This is a genomic window from Bradyrhizobium tropiciagri (assembly GCF_001189845.1).
GTDB lineage: Bacteria > Pseudomonadota > Alphaproteobacteria > Rhizobiales > Xanthobacteraceae > Bradyrhizobium > Bradyrhizobium tropiciagri.
In genome coordinates, this window is sequence record NZ_LFLZ01000030.1 from 62,269 (window position 1) to 83,429 (window position 21,161).

The following is a 21,161-nucleotide window of genomic DNA, read 5'->3' on the forward strand; positions in this document are numbered from 1 at the left end:
GTATTCCGGCTGTATCTGCGGCCGGCGAGGATCGTGGGCGATTATCTGCCCGGGGACGGCCGATCGGTTCGTATACCAGGATCGACCCAGCGCTGCGGCGATGCGGGATTCAGCTCGACTGGTAAATCCGGTTGGTTGGGCGGACCAACGGACGCTTATCGCAGAGCCGCAGATCGGATCGACCAGAAGAACAGCCCTCATTCTCGGCATGGGAATTGCTGGCCCGCTCCTCGAACGAGCCGCTGCCCGCACATGTCTGGTCGTACGACGCCGCAGGAGAACCCTCTCCATTTCTGTCACTGCAACGCTCGCTTCGGGAATAGGATTGTGCAGCCGCAAACCTCAGGGCCGCAACCCCAGCAACGCAATCATGGTGAGTTGGCTTGCCTTGCTAGGCGTCCTTCCGACCCACCAGGGAGGAACGAAATGAGTGAGCGGAATGTGGCCGAAATCGATCTTCACAACCTACACGTTTTGGATCCGCTGATTGGGAAATGTCAGCAGTTGGTAAGGGAAGTGGCAATTCCCTACCAATGGGAGGTGCTGAACGATCGCAATCCCGAGGCGATACCGAGCCACGCGGTGGAGAACTTCCGCATCGCCGCAGGAGATGCGAGAGGAGAGTTCCATGGAACGGTTTTTCAGGACAGTGACGTCGCAAAATGGCTAGAGGCGGTTGCTTGGTCACTATGCCAGGCACCCAATCCAGAGCTGGAGAAGGCTGCCGACGAGCTGATTGAATTGATTGCGACCGCCCAATGTGGCGATGGCTATCTTAACACCTATTTCATACTGAACGCGCCTGGGGAGCGCTGGAGCAACCTAGCGGAGTGCCACGAGCTTTACTGCGCTGGCCATTTGATTGAAGCGGGTGTCGCTTTCTTTCAGGCGACTGGCAAACGGCGATTGCTCGAGGTTGGTTGCAGACTTGCTGACCACGTCGACACGGTTTTCGGCCCGGAACGCGATCAGCTACAGGGCTACGATGGCCACCCGGAAATTGAACTTGCGTTGGCGCGCCTCTACGAAGTGACGCATGAGCAGCGATATCTCACGCTAGCCAATTTTTTCGTGGAGCAACGCGGCTCGGAGCCACACTTTTACGACATTGAGTACGAGAACCGCCGGCAATCCTGTGCCACAGAATCAGGCGGCCTGCCCTGGATGTTAAAAAACAAAGCATATAGCCAAGCGCATTTGCCACTTTCCAAGCAGCGGACTGCCACCGGCCATGCGGTTCGCTTTGTATACCTCATGACTGGGGTAGCGCATCTTGCGCGTCTGCGTCAGAACGATCAGCAACGTCAGACTTGCCTACGGCTGTGGCAAAACATGGTGCGGCGCCAGATCTATATCATCGGAGCCATCGGCTCGCAAAGCGCGGGCGAAGCGTTTAGCTGCGATTACGATCTGCCGAACGATACGGCGTACGCGGAAAGTTGCGCGTCCATTGGCCTAATGATGTTCGCGCGTCGTATGCTGGAGATGGAGCTGGATGGTCAATATGCCGACGTGATGGAGCGCGCGCTCTACAATACCGTTCTCGGCAGTATCGCGTTCGACGGTCGTCATTATTTCTATGTTAACCCGCTCGAAATGCATCCCAAAACGCTGAGGTCCAATGACATTTATCATCATGTCTCGCCGGTGCGAAGGCCCTGGTTTGGCTGCGCGTGCTGTCCACCGAACATCGCACGGCTTTTCGCATCGATTGGTCATTATATCTATACGCTCCGCGCCGATGCGCTCTATGTAAATCTCTACGTCGGCAACAGGGTGGAAATGCCGGTCGGCGGGGCTAAGCTGCGACTGCTCATGAACGGCAACTATCCCTGGAAAGATGAGGTGGAGATCGCCGTCGAATCCGCACTGCCAATTTCTCACACGCTCGCTCTGCGCCTACCACAATGGTGCAGCGCGCCGGCGGCGAGCCTGAACGGAGAACGTATCAATTGCGAGCCGCGAAATGGCTATTTGCACATTCACCGGACATGGAGGCAGGGAGATCGCGTCAAACTATTGCTGCCGATGCAAGTGCGTCGCGTCTACGGCCATCCGCAAGTTCGCAATTTGGCCGGCAAGGTGGCCATAGAGCGTGGCCCGTTAGTTTATTGCCTTGAGGAAGTCGACAACGGGACCGAGTTACACAACGTTTGGCTTCATGCAGACAGCCAGTTTTCGCTTGTCGACGGAACTGGTCTCTTCAAGGGCAAGATTTTGCTGCAGGCTGACGGAGTGCGCTTGCAACACACGCAATCCGAAGAAGCAGCACTTTATCACTACGACAAGGTGCCTGGACAGCTAGAACCGCAGCGGTTGACATTCATCCCGTGGTTCAGCTGGGCTAACCGCGGCGAAGGCGAAATGCGGATTTGGATAAATGAGCGCTGACGCTGACAAAGGGCGCGCTTCCACGAGCCGCAGTTAGATAGGCGATATCGCCGGTCAAAGCCTGGACATCGTCAATCTATTTAAGACGACCCGCTTACGACCTGCACTGAACCATCGAAACGAAGAACAGGATATGAGGCGGTGCGGTGGGAGTTTTGGAAAGCCAACGATCCGCTTGGAGTCAGCAGGCCAACATCGAACGATCCAATTGTTCGTGAAGAGGCATTCTGGGACTTGCTCGCGGCCTCATCAAACCTACTGACTGCCAATGGCTTGAGCGTGCGCCGTGCTCGTTTGGAAGCAAGCACGGTGAAGTACGATTAGCGGGATCCACGCCAGGTTTTCGTAAGCCAGGCTGCCTATCAGCTCCACACAGCCTAACAGGCCTTTGACCAAGTGCAGAAATCTATGCCCGACGGGAGCACCAATCGCCATGTATAATCGTATCAACGGCTCACACTACTACCAATCACCTCCCTTTGCCGAAGCTGACGAGTAAGCGGATGCAAACAGCTTTGCGGATGCGTTCACCAACATGCGGTTGGGCGAATCTGGGTCAAGCGGCAGCTCATCATCAGCAACAAGACCGTATTGCTTCTGGATTAGCCGGACGCAAATTGAGCAATGGCCTTTCGCCGTCCATTCGGAGCTGGTGCTCAAGCAAGATATCGCCGGCGGCCGGTACCTTTCAAAAGCTGACGATAGTGACGGTAGCGATGACGAGAACGCAGTAAGCTCGTCAACGTACGACTACGAGGACGATTTCATGTGACGAGAGGATCTTACATAAGATCGTCGTCTAGACTATTTAGCGCCGCTCTTCGGAAAATGTTGCGTTACTAAGCGGCCTATTGCGGCCGCAGCCCGTAGAGAGCCTGCTGGCTTCGAGTCCGTCTAGAGTGCAGCCGCATCGCCGGGCTTAGTGCCTACTGAGCAGCCGATCCGGTGCGCAATGAAATGGCTCGCATCCGGTGATGGGCTGCGTCGGATCAGACCAAAGTCCGCCTGGCCGCCGTTAGGCTGCCGGGCGTTTCGCATGAGTATCTGGGCGGCTTGGCTGTGGAGGTCTTGTACACCATCTAACATGCGCAGGAGTTGGGGAGGGTCGAGGAGGCCACCATAAGGGGTGGTCTGAAGAAAAGCGCGGAGCGATGCCAGGCACCATAGACAAGCAGGGCAAAAATATGCCGACTGGCGCCGTAGCCGAAGGAGCTCGCGCAGAGCTTTCGCGCGCCAATCAATATCGCCCAAAACACGCATGATTTCTCACGATGGCCCCACAGAGAGCTTCTGAGTTGAACGAAGTTCTTTTGTTGCGCCAGGCGGTATGTCGCAATCGCATTTAGCTGCTACGAATCTGAGCGAAGAAGCGCTTGAGCTTGTCGAATAACTTCTGCGCAAAGTCACCTGAAGTGCCAAAAAGCAGAGACGAGCGGGGTCTAGAGGTGCCAAGTATACCGACCCTTGGTGGCAACGTCGTTCTGACCGGCCTGATGCCTGGTGGACAGCTCACGGGCGAAGAAGGCAATACGACATCGACTGCCGCTGGTGCCACCTGATTTCGGAGAGCCCGCTTCAATAAGATCGCGCCGAGCTCGCGACCGGATCTCAACATTCAGGGCTGAAATGACTCGCCGCCGGCTGATCGTTTCAAGTGCGTCCTCCGTTGCGGTTTTCCTTCAGTGCGGCATCGAGATGCTCGATCAGTGCATGTCCGGCGAAGGGCTTGGCCAAGAAGCCAATCGCTCCTGCGCTCAAGGCTGAGGCGCGCGCGCGGTCGTTCGGGAAGGCAGTAATGAAAATGAACGGCACCCCGTAACCGCGGGTCCGCATTTCCGCCAGCAGGTCCAAGCCGCTCATAACCGGCATCTGCACGTCCGTAATTACGCAAGAGGTCTCGTTCAACCGCGGCGATCTCAAAAAATCCTCCGCCGATGTAAATGTTTGAACGATGTAGCCGCGCGATTTCAATAGGTTCTCCGTCGCCGCACGGACAGATGCGTCGTCGTCAACGACAGAAATCAAAGGCGTGGACAAGACGATTCCTCCTGGCGCGGGACTAACGGCTGCCGAGGCATTAGCCACCCTGGGCGAAAAGTGGGCTCGAGTGACGAAATTGTAAAATCATACTTAGGTTTGTTCAGAACGATTGGCGCCGATCCCCAAAGTCTCAGCCATTCTGATCAGATCGGCCAGCGAGCGGGCACGCATCTTTCTCATTACGTGTCCCCGGTAGATCTTGACCGTAATCTCGGCGAGCCCAAGCTCAGCGGCGACCTGCTTGTTCATCAGGCCGGAAGCGACCAGCTTCATCACCGCCTGTTCGCGCGGGCTCAGGGTCTCAAATAGGGACTGCAGGTTCGCGACGGTTTGCTGGGCTTCCCGTCTTTTGCGGTCGCGCTCGGTCGCGGCGATCACCGCGTCAAGCAATTCCTGATCGCGAAACGGTTTGGTAAGAAAATCGACCGCGCCTCCTTTCATCGCCCTGACGCTCATGGGAATGTCGCCATGGCCGGTAATGAAAATGATCGGAATATGTATGTTCGACTTCGCCAGCTCGGTTTGGAACTCCAGGCCGCTCAAGCCTGGGAGCCGGACATCAAGAACCAGGCAGCTAACAACATCCGGAAGTGCGCTCTGCAGCATTTCGCGGGCCGATCCAAATGCAACGACGTCCAAACCTACCGATTGAAAAAGGTTGGTGAGCGACCGACGCATGGAGATATCGTCCTCGACGACGAAGACGATCGCCTTTGTCGAAGCCTCGGGATTGCTGCTTGGAGAGTCAAAGCGTTGCGTCATGAGACGATCTCCTCATGCAACGGCAGGGCAAACTGGAATGTCACGCCCGGCTCCTGCTTGCGCACCACGGACAGCCGTCCTCCGTGAGCCTCAACGATCGACCGGCAGATCGAAAGACCCATTCCAAGGCCGCTGGATTTCGTGGTGAAGAAAGGCTCTAGCACGCGGTCCGCATCATTCTCGGCGATCCCGACGCCCCAATCTGTCACGGCCACCTGCACGTGCCCCATATCGTCCATGGACGACTGAATCAGCAACTCACGCTTTCGGTCCCTGACTGCGTCCATGGCTTCGATCCCGTTCATCACCAGATTGATGATCACTTGCTGCAGCTGAATCCGGTCACCGAGAATCGTAGGGAGAGCTGCCGTCAGCTCGGTTCTTAACGCCACCTGGTGGCTCACCAGCTCTCGTGTCACTAGCGCAATGACGTCCCTAACGATCTCATTGATATCGAGCGGCACCCTCTCGATCTCGCCCTTCTTCGCAAGTGTGCGCACCCGACGGATCACTTCGCTTGCCCGTATTGCGTCTTCGATGATCCACTCAACCGAAGAGCGCGCCGCCGATAGATCAGGAGTTTCGCGGCCCATCCAACCGAGGCACGCGTCAGCGTTGCTGATAATAGCGCCGAGTGGTTGGTTGATTTCATGGGCAATGGAGGTTGTCAGCTCTCCTAACGTCGTCACACGTGTTACATGCGCAAGTTCCGCCTGTGCCTTCCGCAACTGTTGTTCGGCTTGATCTGCGCGAATAATAGCGGTGATGTCGGTGCTGACGCCGCGGTAGCCAAGGAACTTGCCGTTCGCATCAAAAAAGGGCTTGCCGCTCGTCCGAACGTAGATCGGACATCCGGTCCGGTTGACAGTACGGTAGACGAGATCCCGGAACGGCAGATGCGCCTCCAGTGTGGCCCGGTGCTTCCGCCACTTCTCAGGTTCCTCTTCCACATCGCACGCAATGTCCCAGCGGAGCAGGCCCATCAATCCTGTCGCTAAGATTCCCGCAGCGCTGGTGTGCTCGGACAAGTGCGTAACCTGGTGATCCGGCCCAGTCTCCCAGAGCCAATCGGAAGCCGTCTCGGCGTAATCGCGAAAGCGTTGCTCGCTTTCGCGCAGCGCAGCCAGTGTGTTTTCCAGGCGCTCTCTAGCGGCGTATTGCTCGGTCACATCCATATGCGTTCCGATCAGTTCGCTCACGCGGCCATCGTTGCCGACCACAATATGCGCAACGGAGTGTATGCGCCTTATCCCGCCGTCTTTTAGAAGAATTCGAAAATCATGCTCGAAGCGATCTTCCCTGAGCTCGATAGCCTGGCGGTGCACCTCCTGGAGCCCGGGGAGGTCGTCTGGATGGATGCGCGAGCGAATGGTCTCTATTGATACAGTCTCTTGCGGATCAAACTCAAACAGACGATCGAGCTCGGCGGAGCGATACACAAAATCGAGCCCGCGAAAGTCCCAGGACCAACTGCCCGTGTGACTGAGATGCTGGGCTTCGGCGAGATAGGCCTCACTGCGGCGCAGCTTCTGCTCTGATTGCCGCTCGGCGGTAACATCCGTCGCTGCTCCGACAAACTCAATATCACCGCTGGCGGTTCTCGTGGCTCGTGCCCGCGCATGGATGTGCTTCACCGAGCCGTCCGGCAGCAGCAGCCGGTATTCATGTTCGAAATCCTTCGGATCTCGCATCACCCGATCAATGACCTCTTGAACCGAAGCCCTATCATCTGGATGGGTGCGCTCGACGACGAGGTGCGGCGACGGAACGGTCTGCGGGTCCAACTCAAATATTCTAAACGTCTCCTTTGACCAGAAGACCTCGCCGGTGACGACGTTCCAGCCAAAGCTGCCCGTATTGCTCAGCTCCTGCGCCTGGGCCAAATGTGCTTCGCTCCGTTGCAGGGCAAACTCGGTCCGCTTCCGTTCCGTGATATCTTCGCAGGATATCAGAACAATGGGCCGGTCATCAGCCCAGAGCATGGCTTTGGCATTTTCACGTACCCACAGTACCGAGCCATCGTTCCTGACTTTCCGGGCCTCCCAGGTCCGCGATTGACCGATATCTTCAAGGCAGGCGCGAATGCGTTCGCGAGCTAACTCGCGATCCTCCTCCAGAAAGACTCCCAGGATGGAATGGCCGATCAGTTCGGAACGCGCATAGCCGAGCTGTGCCGCGCCGAACGTATTGGTATTGAGAACGGTACCGGCTTCGTCGACCATGACGTACATGGCCGGATTGTGTTCAAAGATTGCTTGCCAGCGTTTCTCGCGGTCCTCCAAATCGGCCGCGCTGATCCGGAGTTTGGCTGCGGCCTCACGCGCGGCTTGGCTTTCTTGGCGGACTTTTCCCATCAGGTGCGTTCCAATGATCGAGACAATGAAGAACGCAACGACCACCGGAAGATCTTGTGGGTCATCGATCCGCAGACTGAACGCTGGCGGCGCAAAGTAGTAAGCCAGAGCTACGATGGCCACGACACAAAGCGCGGATGACGCGATGAGGCTGCCCATCAACGAAAACAGCAATACGACTAACAAATAGGCGAACGCCGTCGCAGCGAACTGCGCGTGAAGGTACAAGCAAGCCAGCGTTACCACGGCCAACGTTATGCTGCCGAAGGTAAACTGAGGGGCTGAAACTTTCAAACTGCTGATCTGGCTACGCATTTTTATATCGTCCGGCCTTTTCTCCGGCGGGAGAGCCATAACATTTTAGGCAAAAATGAGGCAATCCTTTCCGTGCCGACAGACGCTCGTACGCGGTTCCGAGATTGATTGCCTTCTGTTGAACTCAGCACGCGCCGAAGGAAGACGCATTACAAACGTACGTATAGTTGTCCTAAACCTTTCAATATTGCATCCTGACCTCTGTACAATCGAGGCTGGGTTGTCTGCTTTCCTCCGCCGCCGGTGACCTCGGGGCAGGCATTCGAGGCTGCGGCCGAGGACCGCCGCCGCGATCCAGTGGCACCCACGACGAGGACAAGGACTTCAGTTCAGCCAGACGTCGCGGCTGAAAAAGCAGGCCCCTCGTCGAACCCGGAAAGGGCAGGTGCAACCTGCGGGACCACGCATCTCGCGATCGATCATGCGGAAGGAAGCGCAATGTAATGTGCCGAGATAGCAAGGCGAAGTTATGCAACTGCTATCTATGCCTCGCGGCCATGTCCGCCCAGGCTCGGTGCCGACGAGCCGTCAGCCGGAATCCAGGGCGGGTATATGAGGGCCGAGCCGACACTTGCTTCAGCGAGCTGCCTCGTCTCAGTCAAGGTGCCAATCTAGTCCACGCTGATCACATCCATCGCGATCTGATACGCACCTTAGTACTGAGTTGCACGGAAGACGCTACCGCCTCGTCGGCCGGGCGAGGCAAGTGTGTTGACCACGCACATGGGCATTTGTGGGCAGGCCAACACCTTGGTCCGTCACGCTGGATACGTTCTTTCGCAGTCTTACTGTCTGGCTCGGCAATGTTGCACAGGCGCTCGGCTGGCCAGAGGCCTGACCTCGAAAGACCACGCTTGAAAATGACTTTCTAAAACTGCAGCTCCTTATCGCGTACGGTAACCCCTCACAGGCGACTGCCGGGGGCGTGACGCGGAGCAAGAGCTGCGTTCCCGGGATGCCGTGGGAGAAAGCTCCGATTCGCAGATCAGGCACGGTGCCGACTTGAACTACGAAGAATCGTGAATGCGGTTGCGCTTGGATTCGACGCGTCTTGCAATGACGGCGACCAAGATCCGCGGCCTACCTCCCTGTGTCGACAGTGGTGGGCCGGTCGAGCCGAGCGTGCAACGTCGCGTGCTCTAGTTCGCCTTCCCACCAGGATACGAACACGGCTGCAATGCCATTGCCAGTGATGTTGGTAAGGGCGCGTACTTCGCTCATGAACTTGTCGATCGAGAACACGATTGCCATACCCGGTACCAGCGCTGGGTTGACGACCGACAATGTTGCGGCGAGCGTGATGAAGCCCGCGCCGGTGACGCCGCTTGCCCCCTTGGAGGTCAGCATTGCCACGAGCAAGATCGTGAGCTGTTGGCCAAAGGTGAGATCGACTCCGAGCGCTTGGGCAATGAACAATGTAGCAAGCGTCATATAGATGTTGGTGCCATCGAGGTTGAAGGAGTACCCAGTTGGGACCACTAGGCCGACCACGGGCTTGGAGCAGCCCAGTCGCTCAAGTTTCTCCATCAATTGCGGCAGCGCGCTTTCCGAGGAGGAAGTGCCGAGCACGATCAAAAGCTCGTCCTTGATATAGACAATGAACTTGAAAATCGAAAAGCCGATGATGCGTGCGATAACGCCGAGCACCACCACAACAAAAAGCGCAGCCGTCACGTAAAATAGCGCGATCAGACCGATCAGATTACCGAGCGCTGCCGGCCCGAACTTGCCAATCGTGAAGGCCATGGCGCCGAAGGCCCCGATGGGGGCCGCTTTCATGATGATGGCGATTACGCCGAACACCGCGCGCGCGACGTCGTCAATCATGCCGCGCAACCGCTCCCCGCGTTCTCCTAGCGCCATCAGAGAAAAACCGAACAGGATCGCGAACAGGAGTACCTGCAAAACATCGCCGCGAGCGAACGCGCCGACAACGGTATCGGGAATGATGTTGAGGATGAAATCGACGCTCTTGGACGCTTCCGCTTGCTTGACGTAATTGGCGACCGCTGCCGCGTCCGGCTTGAGTGCAAGGCCACGACCGATTTGGATCAGATTACCCATAATAAGGCCCAATAGCAGCGCAAAGCTGGAGACGATCTCGAAATAGACCAATGCCTTGACGCCGACGCGACCGACTTTCTTTGCATCCTGAATGTGCGCGATGCCGGATGCGACGGTGCAGAAGATGATCGGTGCGATCACCATCTTGATGAGTTTGATGAATCCGTCACCGAGCGCCTTGATCCAATCGTTGGTCGCGACAGATGGCCACAGCCAACCGACCAAGGCACCAACCACGATGGCGATCAACACCTGGATGTAGAGGATCTTATACCAAGTCTGCGACGCGCGCGCGGGTGCCGCGGTTGCCATGGTGGTCATGACGCTTCCTTCCCGAATATACTCGAATGCAAGCCGCCGCGTCGTTGAGAGGCGACAGCATCATGCGAGGCTCGTTGTTTTAGCCGTGTCCGATTGAGGACGATCCGCGAGGCGGCGCGTCATCCCAAAGGCAGGCGTCCAGTTACGTTATCTTTTTTCGCTAAGCAAGATATGCACCAGATGCCCGATCTGCGGCCAATCAAGTGTTCGCGGATAAACTCGCCATTGGCTCGATCCAAATGCTCGCACCGCGGTCGCAAGCCCGAACATGACGTGGCGGCATAATACGCATCTTTGGTCGGCTGGGCGTAGTGTGGGCACTTCTCGACCTAGAAGCCTAGGGTGATCGGTATGCGCTGACTGATAAGATTGATGCAACACTGCGTGAGATTGGTAAAATCGATAGTTTCGATCGTAGGCATTCACGCAATGGATGTCTGGCACATCGAAGATCTAGAACCCGATTGCCTGCAAATTCTGAGATGGAAGCGCTGCATTTTCGCTAGCGGCAAAGCATGTCCGTTCGCGGGGCATTTGTCTCCAGGTGATGTGACCGCACAGTTCAGCAGAAGGCGGACATCTGCTTGTGCGTACAAGAGCTCGCAGAGGTCTTCCAAGAAGAAGCAATCTTATGACCCTTGAAGTCCTTCCGTCTGTTGCCGATTTCAGTGGCAACGTGGCACCTCAAGACGGACTACCGTCGCCGCTGCTCGGCCTCGCGGTTGGCCAGGGGTGGCGCCACCGGCGTTGACATAGGGGCTTCAAATCGAATGAGAACACCGCACATGCTGCGAAAGCCCCCGCATGTAGGCGCGCGCTACAGAACCGAATCGTCGTTCGATGAGAATCTCCGAGCACGGGCGCATGCAGCGCGGCTGATGCAGAGGCGCGCTTCGGCAAATTGGCGGAGGCCATTACCGACTGTCGCGGCCGGATCGCACGGACCAATGGCGCCTTCAGCTTGGGTGTCGAATGTCGCCCATCGGATTTTGCTATCGCTTCGGGGCGCGCTTCTGCATGATGTCGGCATTAATTCGGCATTAATAAAGTGCTGCCATTCGCGCTGCCCATTTCACCTGGAGGTATCAAGCTCGATCCGATCTCGGGCTATCGCGCGGCTGCTGCGCACGCTGGAGGTTGCGCTTATCTGGAGCCGCACGCTTGAGAAGCGCCGTGCATATGGCGCAGGGCTGCCAAAGATCGCGGGCGCGACGCACTAGATGATTGGAGAGTGCGGGCCGGTCTCGGCACTATGGCCTCCACGTCCGATCCCGGCAAAGGGGGAGGGCTGTGCTGCCGGCCAGGCAGTGCCCCGTGCTGAGAGCCCGATCAGGTTAGGGACCCAGCAGATCGCCATATGAGGTCAGCGCAGATTCTGGGGCGAGATGCGGTCGGGCATGCGCGCCGGCGAGGTCGAACTCAGCGGCTACTGCCGTTTTGCCGCGCGCTAACCCAAGCTGATGCTTGGCGGGCGAGATCGATTTAGGACCTTTTCTGTATACACATTTTCTAGGCCTGCCACTCAGTTATGCATTTGCGGCCACACTTCAACCGAAGTTACCGGATATTGTATACATGTAGTGTCCAAAGTTGAAGGGGTTGATACGTGAGCCGGTGCTTTCCGATGAATGTCTGGTACGCAGCCGCTTGGGATGCCGAGGTGAAACAGGCCTTGTTGCCGCGCACGATCTGCGGCAGGCACGTGGTGATGTATCGGCGCACCAATGGCGAAGTGGTAGCGCTCGAGGACGCCTGTTGGCATCGACTAGTGCCTCTCTCAAAAGGCCGCCTTGAGGGCGACAGCGTTGTCTGCGGCTATCATGGTCTGAAATTCAACGCGCAGGGCCGCTGCACCTTCATGCCCTCGCAGGAAACGATCAATCCCTCCGCCTGTGTGCGTGCCTATCCCGTCGTCGAGCGCCATCGCTTCGTCTGGCTATGGATGGGTGATCCGGCGCTAGCCGACCCGGCCTTGGTGCCGGACATGCACTGGAACGATGATCCCGCTTGGGCCGGCGATGGTGATACCATTCATCTGAAATGCGATTATCGTCTGGTTATCGACAATCTCATGGACCTGACGCACGAAACTTTTGTGCACGGCGCCAGTATCGGCAATGACGCCATCGCGGAAGCGCCGTTTGACGTCACTCATGGGGAGAAGACCGCCACCGTAACGCGTTGGATGAAGGGGATTACCGCGCCGCCATTTTGGGCCAAGCAGTTGCAAAAACCCGGTCCGGTAGACCGCTGGCAAATCATTCGTTTCGAAGCCCCGTGCACGATCAATATCGACGTCGGTGTAGCGCCCACTGGAACCGGCGCGCCCGAAGGCAATCGCGCTGCCGGCGTCAATGGTCTTGTGCTCAACACGATCACGCCCGAAACGGAAACGAGCTGCCATTATTTCTGGGTATTTGTGCGCAATTATCGCTTAAACGAACAGCGCCTGACCACCGAGCTCCGCCAAGGCGTTTCTGGCATCTTCCGTGAGGACGAGGTCATCCTCGAGGCGCAGCAGCGCGCGATTGACGAAAATCCTGACCGCGCCTTTTACAATCTTAATATCGATGCGGGCGCGATGTGGGCCCGCCGCCTGGTAGACCGGATGATCGACGCCGAGAATCCATCGCACAGTCGGCAGGCCGCGGAGTAGGGCATGGCCGAGCGCGAAAGCGATCGCTCCGTCTCACAAACTGTACGTGCCCAGCTCAGCTTGCGCGATCTGATCCTGTCCGGCGACTTGCGGCCGGGCGAGCGGATCTCCGAATTGCAGGCTGTTGAGACGACCGGCGCTTCGCGCACCCCGGTGCGAATGGCATTGGTCCGCCTGGAGGAGGAGGGACTTCTGGAAGCGATTCCTTCTGGCGGCTTCATGGTGAAGACGTTCTCCGAGCGAGATGTCATGGATTCGATTGAGCTGCGTGGCACGCTCGAAGGTCTCGCCGCTCGTTTTGCAGCCGAGCGCGGTGCTTCGTCGCGCGATCTCGAGCCCCTGAAACGATGCCTTGACGAGATCGACGGCGTGGTGCGGCAGGATCCAATCTCTGTGGACGCTTTCTCCTCCTACGTCGCACTCAATGCGCGCCTTCACGCCATGTTGACCGAATTGTCGCGTAGCCCGCCCTTGATCCGGCAGGTGGATCGCGCCTCCGCGCTGCCCTTTGCCTCCCCAAGCGGCTTTGTGATGACCCAATCGACACTGCCGGACGCGCGCGACACGCTCATGATTGCGCAAGATCAACACCGCGTCGTGATCGACGCAATCGAAAACCGCGAAGGTGCGCGCGCTGAGGCGATCATGCGCGAGCATGCGCGAGTGGCTGCGCGCAATTTGCGCTTGGTGCTCCAGAACAAGACGCATTTTGACCTACTGCCGGGGCTGGCGCTTATCAGGATGGCAGGCGAGTAAAGGAATCTGCATGCGGTTCATTGAAAGCTGGATACCGGCAACCCTTGTCGCGACGCGCGATCTGACGCCTTCGATCCGCGAGTTGCTAATCAGACCGGAAAGCTGTGATGGCGCGACCTATCCGGTCGGCAGCCATATCAATGTCGCTGTCACTATCGATGGGCGCCCAGAGACGCGGTCTTACTCGCTGGTCGGCGAAGCCGACCGAGGCGGCTATCGTATCGCGGTGCGCCGCGCCGAGGACACCCGCGGCGGCTCGCGGTACATGTGGTCCCTTGCGCCGGGTGCTCGGCTGAGCATCACATTGCCTGCCTCGTTGCTGCAGATCGACTGGGCGCGCCGGCACTACTGCCTGATCGCGGGCGGCATCGGCATTACTCCACTGGTTGGGGCAGCTCAGGTGCTCGCCCGCCGCGATGCCGATTTCACGCTGCATTATGCTGTGCCCTCGCGCGAGCAAGCCGCCTATTTGGATGTCCTCGCCCCCTTGCTGAACGAGCGGCTTGTTGTCCATGCAGGCAATGAGGGGCGCCGGCTCAATTTCGATAATCTGTTCGCCTCGCTGCCGCCTGACGCCTTGACCATGTTGTGCGGTCCGATGCGGATGCTCGATGCCGCGCGCCGGGCCTGGGATAGCGCAGGACGAACGGTGTCCGACCTGCGCTACGAAACCTTCGGGTCGAGCGGCTCGCTGCCGACTGAAGGATTTCGGGTTCGCTTTGTCGATAGGAACCTCGAAATCGAAATTCCGAGTGATCGCTCGCTGCTGGACGTACTCAATGAATCCGGTTGCGAGGTGATTGCGGATTGCCGGCGCGGCGAGTGTGGTGTTTGCGCCATCGACATCATCAAGATCGACGGTGAGCTTGATCACCGTGACGTCTTCTTCAGCGAGCCGCAGAAACGCGCGAACGAAAAGATCTGTGCATGTGTCTCTCGCGCCCGGGGCACTATCACGGTCGATATACGGCACCGCCCGGACGCTCTGTAGGTCGCTGCAAACCGTTTTCGGCGGCAGGTCCTGCCTCCGGCCCAACTAGCTGCATGTTGCAAGGTTGTGCGCTCGTTTATCACAGTGCGCACATGATTACCGGATGAAGGCGTCGCTACTTGGAGGTCCTTTGCGGCAATGTCCAGCAAGGCATGAATTCCGATACCCTTGCTACCAGCCGCGTCCATTATCGTAAATGGGACTGTGGCGGGTTGTGCTTGCGCTCAGCCGCGCCCGCGTTCGAGCGAACTCTAAACGACCGGGGCAATTTTCGAAACAGAATCCACTTAAGGATCGCGTCGAGTGATCATGAAGCGCCGTAAGATCCAATAACAAACCTGAGGGCGTCAAACTCTGCCGCATCATTGTGCCGTCGCTGTCTGCTCGGGAACAAAGATGCCGGAAACCTGACAGAGCGCAAGATCCACTCCACAGCGAACTCGTCGTCTGTGCGTATTTTCGCACGTTGAGCCTAGAACGCACCACATTGCGCAAGCGGCACAGGAATTGCTGGATGACGAGCGAGGAGCTGCCGCCGTCAAGACCGGTCGAAGCGGCCCCGGGAAGGAGTTTCCTATGAAGTTTGCGACGCTGCTCTTGCTCGCGAAAACGACGCGCGTCAATGTAGTGGCCGCTGCGAAGGTCCGCACCACTAAGAGGCGCTGCGCGCCCCATGCCTCGGCGCGCCGGATGTGTAGGCGATCACTGCCCCGAGACGGCGACCGTCTCTCACTGGGGGGCTGACGCCTATGGATGCGTTTTCGGCAGAGATTTGGCAATCCGTTGCGCTTACGATCGAGCTCGCCAGCGTGACGACCATCATCCTCTTGGTGATTGGTGCGCCGCTCGCGTGGTGGCTAGCGCGTTCACATACTGTTCTGCGCGAGGCGGTGGCAGCGATCATCACGCTTCTGCTGGTGCTACCGCCGACGGCACTCGGTTTCTGTGTTCTCGTGCTGCTCGGGCCCGGCGGACCGGGGGGGCTTCTCGCTTCTTTCTGGGGCGAGCGCTCGCTCGCCTTTACCTTCGCAGGAATCGTAGTCGGATCGGTGCTCTCGGCGCTGCCTTTGGTGGTGCAGCCGATCCGCAACGCCTTTGTTGCGATGGGCGACCCTCCGCTGGAAGCCGCGGCGCGGGTTTCTCCGTTGCATGCCTTCATTACCATCGGTTTGCCGCTGGCGCGATTGGAGTTTGTCAAAGCCGCTGTGATTGGCTTTGCTCATACGATCGGCACATTCGGCGTCGTGATGATGATCGGCGGCAATATTCCTGGCCGCACCAAGGTGTTGTCAGCCTACGTCATAGACTACGTCCAAGCATCACGCTGGCGCGAGGCGAGTGTGGTTGCGGGCGGTATGGTGATGTTCGCTCTTGCGGTCATCTTCACCTTAGCTCTCCTCGACAGACGCGGTGCCACGAGAAGCATATGAGCGCAGGCGCGCCAGACCGGATCGAGTGGCTTTCGGCTTGTCAGACCAGACATGCCAAAGCTGGAGCAGCGCAAGCCAGCTCCGTCTATTGGCGAGGATAGAATGAACAAGCTTGTTATGGCCGCAGTGGTTGCTGGAATCAGCTTCAATTCAGTGCATTCAGCGCCTCTGCCCGAGGCCATGGCCGATAACGTTGGAGTTTCTCAGCAACGCCTTGCCAAGCTAGACGAGTTCTTCGATCGTGAGATCGAAAGCAAGCGCGTACCGGGCGCGGTGGTTGCAATCGCCCGAGACGGCAAGCTGATTCATTACAAGGCGTATGGCCAACTTGATCCTGCAAAAGGATCGTCGATGCGGCTCGATGCGATGTTTGCGCTTGCATCTATGACCAAGCCGATGGTGGCCGTTGCCGGACTCACCCTCATGGAGCAAGGTCGCCTGCCTCTACGGAGCAGGCTCACGGATTATTACCCGGAATTCGCAAACATGAAGGTCGCGGTGCCACGGCCTGACGGTTCGTTAAAGTATCAAGCGCAGAGTTCTCCGATCTACATCCACGATCTTTATCGGCACACATCAGGTCTCACCTATGGCGCGCCTCCAGATAGTCCAGACCAAGTGGCGCGTCTCTACCCGGATTTTGCAGCCCCGCCGCTAAAGGGTGACAAGCAGGCTTTCATCCAGGCCATTACCAAGTTGCCGCTAGCGCACCAACCGGGGACGGAATTCGAATACGGCTTCTCGACCGACGTGCTCGGAGCTGTCGTGGAACAGGTCAGCGGACAACGATTGGGCGACTATCTTGCCAGCAACCTGTGGAAGCCGATCGGGATGCAGGATGCCACTTTCCATTTATCCACATCACAACGCGAGCGCCTCGCGCATCCGTTTCCAGACGACCCGCTGACTGCAAAGCCTCAAGAGATCGAGCTCCTCGAAAGTCCGACAATGTTTGACTGCGGAGGAGCCTGCGCGTTTGCAACAGTCGGTGACTATGTGCGCTTCGGGCAAATGCTGCTAAACGGCGGGGAGCTCGATGGGCAGCGCATTCTCGGCCCGAAGACCGTGCGCCACATGATCTCCAACCACCTCGGGCCGGAGATCAAGAATAAGGTCGCCAATGTGGAGGCGCATCGTGCCGGCTTCGGCTTTGGACTCGGAGTGGCTGTGCGCATAAGCGAGGGTATCTCGGCGGTTCCGGGCAATCCAGGTGAGTTCACCTGGACCGGCGCTTACGGAACACAATTTTTCTGCGACCCGAAGGAGCGTCTGATCGTGGTGGTCGGAACGGCCGCGCCCGGAGAAATCCGCAAGTACTATCGCGAACAAGTCCAGTACATCGTCTATGCTGGAATAATTCGATAATTCGCCCGGCGTTGAAAGAACCCGACGACAGTTTTGGGTGGTTGGAAACCGGCGTAGCCGCTGGACACCGATGACTGAACTCACCGCCGGAGCTGCTATCCTCGGCCGGATTGCGCCGGTGCTAGGAACGAACGTGACGCTTCCGGCATCGCGAAGAGACGCTCGCAGGCGAGTGCGGTGTCGTGATATGCTAATACGACCGCGGCTTGCCGTCGATTGGCCCGCGCGATGCTCTCCTAGATGATCGCTTTAGAACATCCAGACCGTGGCGCCCGATCCCTTGGTAATGCCGTGCGGCAGCCACATTGAATGACAGACAAATCGGACCGATCCGCCTTGCAGATCAAAGCATGTGCGCTGCGCGGCTCGGCATCGCGTTCTGTTCGGCGCTGGACCGGCCACGTTGGCGTATTTCAGCAGTCGGACTATGACGCGGATCGAACCCCATTTGGCCCGCAGAGCGCAAGTCTGATTGAGATGGACGGTGCCCGTCAACTGCACCAACTCGTTCAACGACCGGTATGCGCGCGCGTGTTCCGATCGTGCAAAAGCGGGTATGACGTGGTTGCCCTGGATTGGCAAATCATGGTGCTGCTCTGTTGAAGTTCTCACATCGACGTTCAAAGCCCGACATCACTGGCGTGACCGGGCTCAACGGCGCGAGCCTGGGGCTTGCTGGCCGGCTCGCCGATAGGACAAGAGTCGAAAGGCTGACTTGCCACCCAGTCAAGCGTTGCGCTCCGATGGCCTGTTTCTTGCTGCTGCGTCAGCGGTTCGTTACTGCCGACGACGACTCACATGGAAGGGTTCATGGGTGGGGCAACGGAGACGCTTTACAGCGTGATCAGACGTCAGGGCATCACGCGTCGTAGTTTCCACAAATTCTGCAGTTTGACTGCCGCAAGCTTGGGACTTGGTCCGCTCGCCGCAAGCACTATTGCCGACGCCCTGGAGACCAAGCCGCGCGTACCCGTGATCTGGCTGCACGGGCTCGAGTGCACCTGTTGCTCGGAAAGCTTCATCCGCTCGGCCCATCCGCTGATCAAAGACACGCTGCTGTCGATGATTTCGCTCGACTATGACGATACGATCATGGCGGCGGCAGGAGAGCAGGCTGAAGCCATCCTGGAGGAAGCCCGCGCCAAGTATAAAGGCAAGTATGTGCTTGCGGTCGAAGGTAATCCGCCGCTGAAGCAGGGGGGCATGTTCTGCATTGACGGCGGCAAGCCGTTCGTTGAAAAGCTCAGGTCGATGGCGGAAGAGTCGATGGCGATCATCGCTTGGGGCACGTGTGCGTCCTGGGGATGCGTCCAGGCGGCCAAGCCCAATCCGACTGGCGCTGCGCCGATCGATCAGGTGATCAAGAACAAGCCGATCATCAAGGTGCCCGGGTGTCCGCCTATCGCAGAGGTCATGAGCGGCTTGGTGACTTTCATCACCACGTTCGGAAAGCTTCCGGAGCTCGATCGCCAAGGGCGCCCAAAGATGTTTTATTCCGAGCGCATCCACGACAAATGCTATCGACGTTCCCATTTCGACGCCGGCCAATTCGTCGAAGAGTGGGACGATGAGTGCGCGCGCAAGGGTTATTGCCTCTACAAGATGGGCTGCAAGGGGCCAACCACCTATAATGCCTGTTCGGCCCTTCGGTGGAACGGCGGTGTTTCATTTCCGATTCAATCCGGCCACGGCTGCCTCAGTTGCTCCGAAGACGGCTTTTGGGACAAGGGTTCATTTTACGACCGACTCACGACCATCAAGCAGTTCGGCATTGAGAAGAACGCCGATCAGATTGGTATGGCTGCTGCCGGGGTGGTTGGGCTGACCGTCGCCGCCCATGCGGCGGTCACCGCCGTGAAGCGGTTGACCAACAAGCCGGATCGCACAGCTCCACCAAAGTAAACGGAATTGAGAAGAGGGCGACGGTGGCCGGACAGATACCAAATGGGTTCAATCTCGATCGCTCCGGCAAGCGAATTGTCATCGATCCGTTGACGCGCATCGAAGGCCACCTGCGTGTCGAAGCCAATGTCGATGCCGACAACGTGATCCGCAATGCGGTTTCGAGCGGGACGATGTGGCGTGGCATCGAAGTCATCCTGCGCGGGCGCGATCCACGCGACGCCTGGGCGTTTACTGAGCGGATTTGCGGTGTCTGCACCGGCACCCATGCGCTGACCTCCGTGCGCGCGGTTGAGAATGCGTTAGGGATCACGATTCCGGAGAATGCCAATTCGATCCGAAACATCATGCAGCTGTGTTTGCTCGTGCATGATCATCTCGTGCACTTCTACCATCTGCACGCACTCGATTGGGTCGACGTGGTCTCCGCGCTCCAGGCCGCCCCCAAGTCGACCTCCGCGCTGGCGCAGTCCATCTCGCCGTGGCCGTTGTCGTCTCCCGGCTATTTTAAGGATCTGCAGATCAGGCTGACTAAATTCTTCGGATCGGGGCAATTAGGTCCCTTCAAGAACGGTTATTGGGGGCATCCGGCCTACAAGCTTCCAGCGGAGGCGAACCTGATGGCCCTGGCGCATTATCTGGAAGCGCTCGACTTCCAGAAGGAGATCGTCAAAATCCAGGCCGTCTATGGGGGCAAGAATCCGCATCCGAACTGGCTGGTCGGCGGCGTGCCCTGCGCGATCAACATCGACGGAACTGGTGCGGTGGGTGCGATCAACATGGAGCGACTTAATCTCGTATCCTCGATCATCGACCGTTCGATCGAGTTTGTCGAGCAGGTCTATCTGCCCGACGTCGCAATGATCGGCTCGTTCTATAAGGATTGGCTCCATGGCGGCGGACTTTCAAGCAAAAGCGTAATGTCCTATGGCGACATCCTCGAAAACGCCAACGACTGTTCTTCGAACAATCTCAAGCTGCCGCGCGGCGTGATCCTTGATGGCAACCTCACGGAGATATTGCCGATCGACCATAGTGATCCGGAGCAGATCCAGGAGTTCGTCACGCATTCGTGGTATAAATACCCGCACGATTGCTGTGGACTGCATCCATGGGATGGCATCACCGAACCGAGTTTCGAGCTCGGGCCAAAAGTCAAGGGCAGTCAGACTGATATCAAGGAACTCGACGAAGGCGGCAAGTATTCGTGGATCAAAGCGCCGCGCTGGCGCGGCCACGCCGTCGAGGTCGGGCCTTTGGCGCGATACATCATCGGTTATGCGCAGGGCAAAGCCGAGTTCAAGGAGCCGGCCGACAGACTGCTCAAGGGACTGAATCTTCCCCTGACGGCGATGTTCTCGACGCTCGGCCGTACCGCGGCGCGGGCACTCGAATGTCAGTGGGCGGCGCATCAGCTGCGTTATTTCCAAGATAAGTTGGTCGTCCACATTAAGGCAGGCAATACGGCAACTGCCAATGTCACAAGATGGAAGCCGGAAAGCTGGCCCAAGGAGGCCATGGGCTACGGTTTCGCTGAGGCGCCGCGCGGTGCGCTTGGACACTGGATCAAGATCAAGGACACAAAGATCGACAACTATCAATGTGTCGTGCCGACGACATGGAACGGATCTCCTCGCGATCCCAAGGGCAATATTGGCGCCTTTGAAGCCTCGCTGATCGGCACCCCGTTGGCCGATCCGCTGCGGCCCCTGGAGATCTTGCGTACGATCCATTCCTTTGATCCGTGCCTGGCGTGCTCGACCCATGTAATGAGTTTTGACGGCCAAGAAATGGCTTTAGTCAATGTTCGTTAG

At 58.1% G+C, this 21,161-nt stretch carries 13 protein-coding genes and 1 pseudogene; 9 read left to right on the top strand and 5 right to left on the bottom strand.

Going from position 1 to position 21,161, the window contains the following annotated elements; translation table 11 throughout:
* Window positions 1-426 precede the first annotated feature (426 nt).
* The gene (locus AKN84_RS23330; RefSeq protein ID WP_050422945.1) at window positions 427-2,391 is read left to right on the top strand and encodes a glycoside hydrolase family 127 protein; all 1,965 of its coding nucleotides are present in this window, start codon (window positions 427-429) and stop codon (window positions 2,389-2,391) included.
* Between the two features lie 574 nt (window positions 2,392-2,965).
* Here the strand turns inward: AKN84_RS23330 and AKN84_RS51000 are convergent.
* The 5 genes and pseudogenes from AKN84_RS51000 to dctA all read right to left on the bottom strand — a co-directional run.
* Window positions 2,966-3,061, bottom strand: a pseudogene (locus AKN84_RS51000) (hypothetical protein); the annotation flags it as partial.
* A 980-nt stretch (window positions 3,062-4,041) separates the two neighbouring features.
* Window positions 4,042-4,428, bottom strand: a complete 387-nt coding sequence (locus tag AKN84_RS23340) for a response regulator transcription factor (protein WP_050422947.1) — start codon at window positions 4,426-4,428, stop codon at window positions 4,042-4,044.
* A gap of 93 nt (window positions 4,429-4,521) precedes the next feature.
* Window positions 4,522-5,193, bottom strand: a complete 672-nt coding sequence (locus AKN84_RS23345; RefSeq protein ID WP_050422948.1) for a response regulator transcription factor — start codon at window positions 5,191-5,193, stop codon at window positions 4,522-4,524.
* Window positions 5,190-7,862, bottom strand: a complete 2,673-nt coding sequence (locus tag AKN84_RS23350) for a PAS domain S-box protein (protein ID WP_050422974.1) — start codon at window positions 7,860-7,862, stop codon at window positions 5,190-5,192. The genes AKN84_RS23345 and AKN84_RS23350 overlap by 4 nt, the downstream gene beginning before the upstream one ends.
* Window positions 7,863-8,942: 1,080 nt before the next feature.
* The gene (gene dctA / locus AKN84_RS23355; protein WP_050422949.1) at window positions 8,943-10,247 is read right to left on the bottom strand and encodes a C4-dicarboxylate transporter DctA; all 1,305 of its coding nucleotides are present in this window, start codon (window positions 10,245-10,247) and stop codon (window positions 8,943-8,945) included.
* A gap of 1,606 nt (window positions 10,248-11,853) precedes the next feature.
* Here dctA and AKN84_RS23360 point away from each other — a divergent pair.
* The 8 genes from AKN84_RS23360 to AKN84_RS23390 all read left to right on the top strand — a co-directional run bounded on the left by AKN84_RS23360 (window position 11,854) and on the right by AKN84_RS23390 (window position 21,161).
* Window positions 11,854-12,903, top strand: a complete 1,050-nt coding sequence (locus AKN84_RS23360) for an aromatic ring-hydroxylating dioxygenase subunit alpha (protein ID WP_050422950.1) — start codon at window positions 11,854-11,856, stop codon at window positions 12,901-12,903.
* 3 nt (window positions 12,904-12,906) lie between these two features.
* Window positions 12,907-13,659, top strand: coding sequence for a GntR family transcriptional regulator (locus tag AKN84_RS23365; protein ID WP_050422951.1), 753 nt, complete (start codon window positions 12,907-12,909; stop codon window positions 13,657-13,659).
* A gap of 10 nt (window positions 13,660-13,669) precedes the next feature.
* The gene (locus AKN84_RS23370) at window positions 13,670-14,650 is read left to right on the top strand and encodes a PDR/VanB family oxidoreductase (protein WP_050422952.1); all 981 of its coding nucleotides are present in this window, start codon (window positions 13,670-13,672) and stop codon (window positions 14,648-14,650) included.
* 749 nt (window positions 14,651-15,399) lie between these two features.
* Window positions 15,400-16,080, top strand: a complete 681-nt coding sequence (locus tag AKN84_RS23375; RefSeq protein WP_050422953.1) for a molybdate ABC transporter permease subunit — start codon at window positions 15,400-15,402, stop codon at window positions 16,078-16,080.
* A 102-nt stretch (window positions 16,081-16,182) separates the two neighbouring features.
* Complete coding sequence (locus tag AKN84_RS23380; protein ID WP_050422975.1) at window positions 16,183-17,445, top strand: serine hydrolase domain-containing protein; 1,263 nt, start codon at window positions 16,183-16,185, stop codon at window positions 17,443-17,445.
* Between the two features lie 309 nt (window positions 17,446-17,754).
* Window positions 17,755-18,048, top strand: a complete 294-nt coding sequence (locus AKN84_RS45910; RefSeq protein WP_128971090.1) for a hypothetical protein — start codon at window positions 17,755-17,757, stop codon at window positions 18,046-18,048.
* A gap of 207 nt (window positions 18,049-18,255) precedes the next feature.
* Entirely contained in the window at window positions 18,256-19,347 is a 1,092-nt protein-coding gene (locus AKN84_RS23385) for a hydrogenase small subunit (RefSeq protein ID WP_050422976.1), read from the top strand.
* A gap of 23 nt (window positions 19,348-19,370) precedes the next feature.
* Entirely contained in the window at window positions 19,371-21,161 is a 1,791-nt protein-coding gene (locus tag AKN84_RS23390) for a nickel-dependent hydrogenase large subunit (RefSeq protein ID WP_050422954.1), read from the top strand.

Excerpts from the sequence above, each read along its gene's own strand:
- AKN84_RS23345 (WP_050422948.1), bottom strand. The coding sequence starts at position 5,193 with ATGACGCAACGCTTTGACTCTCCAAGCAGCAATCCCGAGGCTTCGACA.
- dctA (WP_050422949.1), bottom strand. The coding sequence starts at position 10,247 with ATGACCACCATGGCAACCGCGGCACCCGCGCGCGCGTCGCAGACTTGG.
- AKN84_RS23380 (WP_050422975.1), top strand. The coding sequence starts at position 16,183 with ATGAACAAGCTTGTTATGGCCGCAGTGGTTGCTGGAATCAGCTTCAAT.
- AKN84_RS45910 (WP_128971090.1), top strand. The coding sequence starts at position 17,755 with ATGACAGACAAATCGGACCGATCCGCCTTGCAGATCAAAGCATGTGCG.
- AKN84_RS23365 (WP_050422951.1), top strand. The coding sequence starts at position 12,907 with ATGGCCGAGCGCGAAAGCGATCGCTCCGTCTCACAAACTGTACGTGCC.
- AKN84_RS23385 (WP_050422976.1), top strand. The coding sequence starts at position 18,256 with ATGGGTGGGGCAACGGAGACGCTTTACAGCGTGATCAGACGTCAGGGC.
- AKN84_RS23375 (WP_050422953.1), top strand. The coding sequence starts at position 15,400 with ATGGATGCGTTTTCGGCAGAGATTTGGCAATCCGTTGCGCTTACGATC.
- AKN84_RS23330 (WP_050422945.1), top strand. The coding sequence starts at position 427 with ATGAGTGAGCGGAATGTGGCCGAAATCGATCTTCACAACCTACACGTT.
- AKN84_RS23370 (WP_050422952.1), top strand. The coding sequence starts at position 13,670 with ATGCGGTTCATTGAAAGCTGGATACCGGCAACCCTTGTCGCGACGCGC.
- AKN84_RS23350 (WP_050422974.1), bottom strand. The coding sequence starts at position 7,862 with ATGCGTAGCCAGATCAGCAGTTTGAAAGTTTCAGCCCCTCAGTTTACC.